Annotated in this window: 6 protein-coding genes; 3 read left to right on the top strand and 3 right to left on the bottom strand. The window is 66.8% G+C overall.

Features of this window, described 5'->3' with window-relative positions; genetic code table 11:
- The 3 genes from A5625_RS13275 to A5625_RS13285 form a co-directional block, all read right to left on the bottom strand.
- A partial coding sequence (locus tag A5625_RS13275) for an NAD(P)/FAD-dependent oxidoreductase (RefSeq protein WP_156748195.1) occupies positions 1–313 on the bottom strand: 313 nt, incomplete at its 3' end.
- The gene (locus A5625_RS13280; RefSeq protein ID WP_066994130.1) at positions 310–2,070 is read right to left on the bottom strand and encodes a DUF3556 domain-containing protein; all 1,761 of its coding nucleotides are present in this window, start codon (positions 2,068–2,070) and stop codon (positions 310–312) included. The genes A5625_RS13275 and A5625_RS13280, both read right to left, overlap by 4 nt.
- 150 nt (positions 2,071–2,220) lie before the next feature.
- A complete protein-coding gene (locus A5625_RS13285) occupies positions 2,221–2,592 on the bottom strand; it encodes a hypothetical protein (protein WP_066994133.1) in 372 nt (123 codons plus the stop codon).
- A gap of 339 nt (positions 2,593–2,931) precedes the next feature.
- Between A5625_RS13285 and A5625_RS13290 the strand changes: the two genes are divergently transcribed.
- The 3 genes from A5625_RS13290 to A5625_RS13300 form a co-directional block, all read left to right on the top strand.
- Positions 2,932–3,672 (top strand): lysophospholipid acyltransferase family protein, encoded by a 741-nt coding sequence (locus tag A5625_RS13290; RefSeq protein ID WP_232003652.1) that lies wholly within the window; start codon positions 2,932–2,934, stop codon positions 3,670–3,672.
- 3 nt (positions 3,673–3,675) lie between these two features.
- Positions 3,676–5,307, top strand: coding sequence for an acyl-CoA ligase FadD12 (gene fadD12, locus A5625_RS13295; protein WP_066994139.1), 1,632 nt, complete (start codon positions 3,676–3,678; stop codon positions 5,305–5,307).
- Positions 5,307–6,429 (top strand): alpha/beta hydrolase (locus A5625_RS13300; protein ID WP_066994142.1); only part of this gene is annotated, 1,123 nt, incomplete at its 3' end. The genes fadD12 and A5625_RS13300, both read left to right, overlap by 1 nt.

Below are 6,429 nucleotides of genomic sequence, written 5' to 3' on the forward strand. Positions count from 1 at the left end.
GGTCGATCGATTGGTACAGCACGCCCGCGGTGCCGTCGTCGAGCGGATGTGCGCAGTCGATTTCCGGCCACCGCAACGTCAACCCGTAGCGCTGCAGGTCTAGCTCCCGCCAGAACGGCGAACCGACTGCCCAGGGGTGGGTGGCCGAGCAGACGTCGTGGATCACCCCGGGCACCGTCAGTTCGGCCGAGCGCGCTCCCCCGCCCGCGGTGTCGCGGGCCTCCAGCACTTGCACGGCGACGCCGTGGCGGGCGAGATGGATCGCGGCGGCCAGACCGTTCGGGCCTGCGCCGACGACGACCGCGGTGGTCATCGAGTGCTGCGTTGCGTCGTCACGTGGACGGGGTAGTCCTCGCCGGGCTCGGGCCAGGGCTGCCGGCTCAGCATGTCCGCCACGTCGACGTAGCCTTCTTCGATCAGACCGGTCTTGGCGTCGACGATGCGGTAGGCCTGCGTTTGCCGCTGGATCGGCTGGGCTTCCAGGATGATCACCCGCACCTCGCCCTCGTCGAAGTCGCAGCGCCGCTGCACGGCGGCCAGCAGCTGTTCGTTGTGCAGGTGGCCTTCGCCGAAGTTCCACCCGATCAGCGGTCCGGCGATGATTTCACCGTCGCGCAGCAGGTAGTCGGCTTCGTCGGCGCCGTCGGGCAACGCGCGGGCCACCAGCCCGCCCAGCGCGCGCCCATGGGTGTGCATGGACCGCCAGCCCATCAACTTGTCGATCATGAGTTCGGCGGTCTGCGGATCGTAAAGCCGGGCAAGCTGGTTGGGGGCCAGCGCCGACGCCTTGGTGACGTTGGCCTCGATCTTGTCTTCGGCGCCCTTGCCCAGGCACCAGGTGCTGGTGGCCCAGTTTCCCGCGTAGTAACGCATCGCCGGCAGGAACGAAATCTGCTGCGGGAAAAGGTTTCCCACGATCGGCACCACCGCGAGTGCGGCGATCAGGATGATCAGCAGCAGCGGTGAGCTCAACCCGGTGGCTGTGACGCCGGCATAGTGCCCGAACAGGTAGAACAGCGAGAAGATGAAGAAAACGTTCCACTCCAACGGAACTCCCATCGGAATGGTCGACGTGATGTTGAGGTGGAACAGCACCATGAAGGCGATCAGGAACCACGCCCACTTGTGTCCGTCGGCGACGAACACCAAAACCAGCGGAACTGCGAACTCGGCCGTGGTCCCGCCGACATGGGCCATCACCTTGGGTATCCAGGACGGTCGCAGGTCGTTGACCGGATCGAGGTAGAGCCGGCGCTTGAACCAGTTGAACGCCCGCCCGCGCAGCAGTGGGCTGTTGCTCATCATGACCGCCACGACATACGGGAAGTGATGGTTGAGCTTGGACGTCGCCGCGCCCCACCACAGCGCCAGCATGATGATCTTGAAGGCGGCGATCTGGTCGGTGAACCCGAAGAAGAAGACCAGCAGGGTCAAGCCGTAGTGCTCGCCGCGCGCCGCCAGGAAGACGGTCTTGTCCCGCAGTCCCAGCAGCGCCAGCGCGACGATGGCGGGCACCACCAACATGGGATTGAGTAGGCCGACATCGCCGCCCGAGGTGACCGGGCCGCCCCGACCCGGTGAGAGCAGCGCCCAGACGCCGGAGCCCAGCACCACGAGATAAAGCGCCACGTCGACGACAGTGCGGCTGTCACCACCGGTGAAGGGCACCTTGTCCGGCCAGGGCGGCAGCCGAATCGTGTTGGGCCGCAACCAGTACAGGAAGCCGCCGAATGGCGGCCAGAAGCGCGCCGTGAGCGGCCCCGATCCGCAGCCCAGGCCCAGGATCTCGAACAGCAGCGTGAAGACGACCAGCTTCTGGTACACGATCGGCTGGGTCCACCAGTGCGCGATGTGATCGAGCCCGCCCAGACCAGGCGTCAATGAGATCACCGCGGCGGCGCCGGCGACGTACAAGGCGATCTTGAAGACGTAGAACAGATAGACCGCGTACGGGGAACCGAAGCCGTGCTCGACCCAATGCCGGGTCATGATCTGGCGCCGGGTCGAGCGCGGCAAGGCGAGCCACGTCCCGGGGTCGACATCGGGAAACTCGGGAGCCATGAATCCCATGGGTGGCCTCGTTCCTGTCTGAAAACCAGCTGGCCCATAAGAATGTATCGGCACACGCGCGCGGGGGTGCCGCGTTGTGCGTTTCAGTGCTTGCGCGCCGACTGCCGCATCGGTGAACCGATCACCAAATCCGTTGCAGCAGAAGTTGCTTCAGCGCGCGGTCGGACCCGTTCGGCGGAGCACGAGTACCGGACCCGCCGCCGCCCCGCCCGGCACCCGGGCAGTGAATCGCCGGCGCAGCTTGTCGATCAGGGTGTCCACCGTCAGCCGATCCTGCTCGGCGATCTGCAGCAGACGGCGGAAGTTCGCCCCGGCGTCCGCGTCGCCCTTGGCTTCGGCGGTGATGATCTTGCGCTGGCAGTCGTCGATGCGCTGGTCGATCAGGCCGCGGCGACCGGTGAGTAGGCGCAGGAAGTAGTCGGCCTGCAGCGCATCCGGCGTGTCCGGCTCGGCCGCGACCAGCGCACCGGCCGTCCGCTCGACGGCCCGGGACGGTTCTTGCCCCGCACGAGTTGATTCCACGCGGACAACGGTGCGCGAGCGCCGCCGATCACGGGCGCTGGCCGATCTGTGACTAGTACTCGAGCGTGTGCCTCGCTCAGATGACAGACCGGCAACGTCCATCGGGTCCCCGTTTCTTGAGGAGTTGGTAGGGAGTCCTAACAATAGCGCCCGGGTCCCGTGGGTACACATACCCGAACAGAAACACCATGACAGCGACTGCGCCCCGATCGCTACCATCGAGAGGCTCGACTCGGCGAAGTGGCCGCGTGCGGGCGTCAAGGGAGGAAAGTGACCGACAACGGCAACCCCGACGGCGGGGATATCGGCAAATTCGACCCCGTCTTGACCCAGCGTCTGATGGCGGTGATGCGGCCGGTCTTGAAGACCTACTTCCGGTCCGAGGTGCACGGCCTGGACGCGTTCCCGCCCGGCGGAGCCTTGGTGGTCGGTAACCACTCCGGTGGCATGTTCCCGATGGACGTCCCGATCTTCAGCGTGCACTTCTACGACAAACTCGGCTACGACCGGCCGGTCTACACGCTGAGCCACGACATCCTGATGACCGGCCCCACCGGAGACCTCTTCCGGCGCACCGGATACATCCGGGCCAACCGGGAGAACGCGGCCGAGGCGTTGCGGTCCGGCGGGGTGGTCATCGTGTTCCCCGGCGGCGATTACGACGCCTACCGGCCCACCCTCTCGGAGAACGTCATCGACTTCAACGGCCGCAAGGGATACATCCGAACGGCGATCGAAGCCGGCGTCCCGATCGTGCCGGCGGTGTCCATCGGCGGGCAGGAGACCCAGTTCTATCTGACCCGCGGCACCTGGCTGGCCGAGCGGCTGGGGATTAAACGCTTGCTGCGCAGCGCCATTCTGCCGTTGTCGTTCGGCTTCCCGTTCGGGTTGAGCGCCGTCATTCCGCCGAATCTGCCGCTGCCCACCAAGATCGTGACTCAGGTGCTGGAACCGATCGACATCGCCAAGCAGTTCGGCGACGACCCGGACGTCGACGAGGTCGACGAGTACGTCCGGTCGGTGATGCAGCAGGCCCTGACCGAACTCGCCGCCAAGCGCCGCTTCCCGATTCTGGGCTGAGCCATGCCGAATCCCCTGAGCGAAACACTCGGCGTGGTCACCACGCTGGCCCGCGCCGGCATGATCGCGCCGATGCGGCCCGACCGCTACCTCAAGATGGCCGCGGCCATGCGCCGCGAAGGCATGGGCATGACGGTGGGCTTCGCCAGTGCGGCGCAGCGCTGCCCCGACCGTCCCGGACTGGTCGACGAACTCGGCACACTCACCTGGCGGGAACTCGACGAACGGATCAACGCGTTCGGTGCTGCGCTGCAACGCTTGCCCGCGGGTCAACCGAAGGTGGTGGGCATCATGTGCCGCAACCACCGCGGGTTCGTGGAGTCGGTGGTGGCCGTCAACCGGATCGGCTCCGACGTCGTGCTGCTCAACACATCGTTCGCCGGGCCCGCGCTGGCCGAGGTGGTCAACCGCGAGGGCGTCGACGCCGTGGTCTACGACGAGGAGTTCACCGCGACGGTGGAGCGCGCGTTGGCCGACAAGCCGAACGCCGCCCGCATCGTGGCCTGGACGAATCAGCAACACGAACTCACCGTCGAGAAGCTGATCGCCGAACACGCCGGACAACGGCCCGAGCGCACCGGCCGCAAGGGCAGGATGATCCTGCTGACCTCCGGCACCACCGGAACACCCAAGGGCGCCAACCAAACCGGTGGCAACGCTGGGATAGGAACGCTCAAGGCAATCTTGGACCGCACGCCGTGGCGCGCGGAGGAAAACATCGTGATCGTGGCGCCGATGTTCCACGCGTGGGGTTTCTCCCAGTTGATCTTCGCCGCGTCCATGGCCTGCACGGTGATCACCCGGCGCAAGTTCGATCCCGAGGCCACCCTGGATCTCATCGACCGCCACCAGGCCACCGGGCTTGCCGTGGTGCCGGTGATGTTCGACCGCATCATGGAGCTGCCCGCCGAGGTGCGGCGCCGCTACAGCGGCCGGTCGCTGCGATTCGCCGCGGCGTCTGGTTCGCGGATGCGACCCGATGTCGTCATCGCGTTCATGGACGCCTTTGGCGACGTGATCTACAACAACTACAACGCCACCGAAGCCGGCATGATCGCCACCGCCACTCCGGAGGATTTGCGCGCGGCGCCCGACACCGCGGGCCGGCCCGCGGGAGGAACCGAAATCCGGATCCTGGACCCGGAATTCAACGAGCTGCCCACCGGTGAGGTCGGCAGCATCTACGTGCGCAACAACACTCAGTTCGACGGCTACACCTCCGGTAGCACCAAAGACTTTCACGCCGGATTCATGTCGTCGGGCGACCTCGGGTATCTCGACGAAGCGGGGCGCCTGTTCGTCGTCGGCCGCGACGACGAGATGATCGTTTCCGGTGGAGAGAATGTGTACCCGATCGAAGTGGAGAAAACCTTGGCGGCTCACCCCGATGTGGCGGAGGCATCCGTGATCGGCGTGGACGACGCGGAATACGGGCAGCGGCTCGCGGCCTTCGTCGTGCTGAAGCCAGGCGCCGGGCTCGACGCGGCCGCCGCCCCCGACGCGCTCAAGCAGCACGTGCGGGAGAACCTGGCCAACTACAAGATCCCCCGCGACATCACCGTGCTGGACGAACTCCCCCGCAGCAGCACCGGCAAGATCCTGCGCGCCGACTTGCAAGCGCGGGTGAACGGCTGATGCGGCTGACCCGGACGATCCGCAAACCCCGGCCGCTTACGCGCGCAGCGCTCGAATTGGCCAACGCCGCCAACGGATTACGCCCGCTGGCCCGCAAGGGCTACAGCACCGTCCTGGTGTTCTGGTTCGGCTGGCCGACTTCCGAAGTGCCGGGCGTGTACTTCTCCGCGTCGCTGCTCGACGCGCTACGGCGGGGCCGCCGGGGCGATTTCGCGGGGCGGCGAGGAAAGGCCGCGCTGGCCTTGACGGTGGCGTCCTGGGCCGTCCTGGGGGTGATCAAGTATCGGGGCATCACCACCCCGGGCCCGGTGCTGGAGGCGGGGCTACGCGACGAACTCGGCGATGACTACGAAGAGGCGCTGGACAAGCTGCCCCAGACCGAACCGAGGCGCAGCGGGCGGCGCACCCTGCCCCTGGGCAACACCGTCGCACGCCGCCGCTACGTCGAGAAGACCAACGTGGTGTCGTACGGTCCGCACGGCCGGGCCAATCTCGCCGACATCTGGCGCCGCCACGATCTGCCCCGTGATGGCAAGGCGCCGGTCCTGCTGCAGGTGCCCGGTGGCGCGTGGGTGATCGGAATGCGCCGCCCGCAGGGCTATCCGCTGATGAGTCACTTGGCCGCGCGCGGCTGGGTGTGCGTGTCGATCGGCTACCGGGTGTCCCCGCGGCACACCTGGCCCGACCACATCGTCGATGTCAAACGCGCGCTGGCCTGGGTCAAGGAGAACATCTCGCGTTACGGCGGCGATCCGAATTTCGTGGCGATCACCGGCGGATCCGCCGGCGGCCATCTGTGTTCGCTGGCGGCACTGACTCCCAACGACCCGAAGTTCCAGCCGGGCTTCGAGGACGCCGACACCTCGGTAGTCGCCGCGGTGCCGGTGTACGGACGCTACGACTGGTTTTCCACCGAGGGCGAGGGTCGTCGCGAATTCGTGGACTTGCTCCAAAGATTGGTTGTCAAAAAGAAATTCGCCACCCACCGCGACATTTTCGTCGACGCCTCGCCGATCCGACGGCTGCGTGCCGATGCGCCACCGTTCTTCGTCCTGCACGGTCACGACGATTCGCTCATTCCGGTCGGCGAGGCCGAAGACTTCGTCGAGGAACTGCGCGCGG

This window comes from Mycobacterium sp. 1465703.0, assembly GCF_001672975.1.
In the GTDB taxonomy this organism is placed as follows: Bacteria; Actinomycetota; Actinomycetes; order Mycobacteriales; family Mycobacteriaceae; genus Mycobacterium.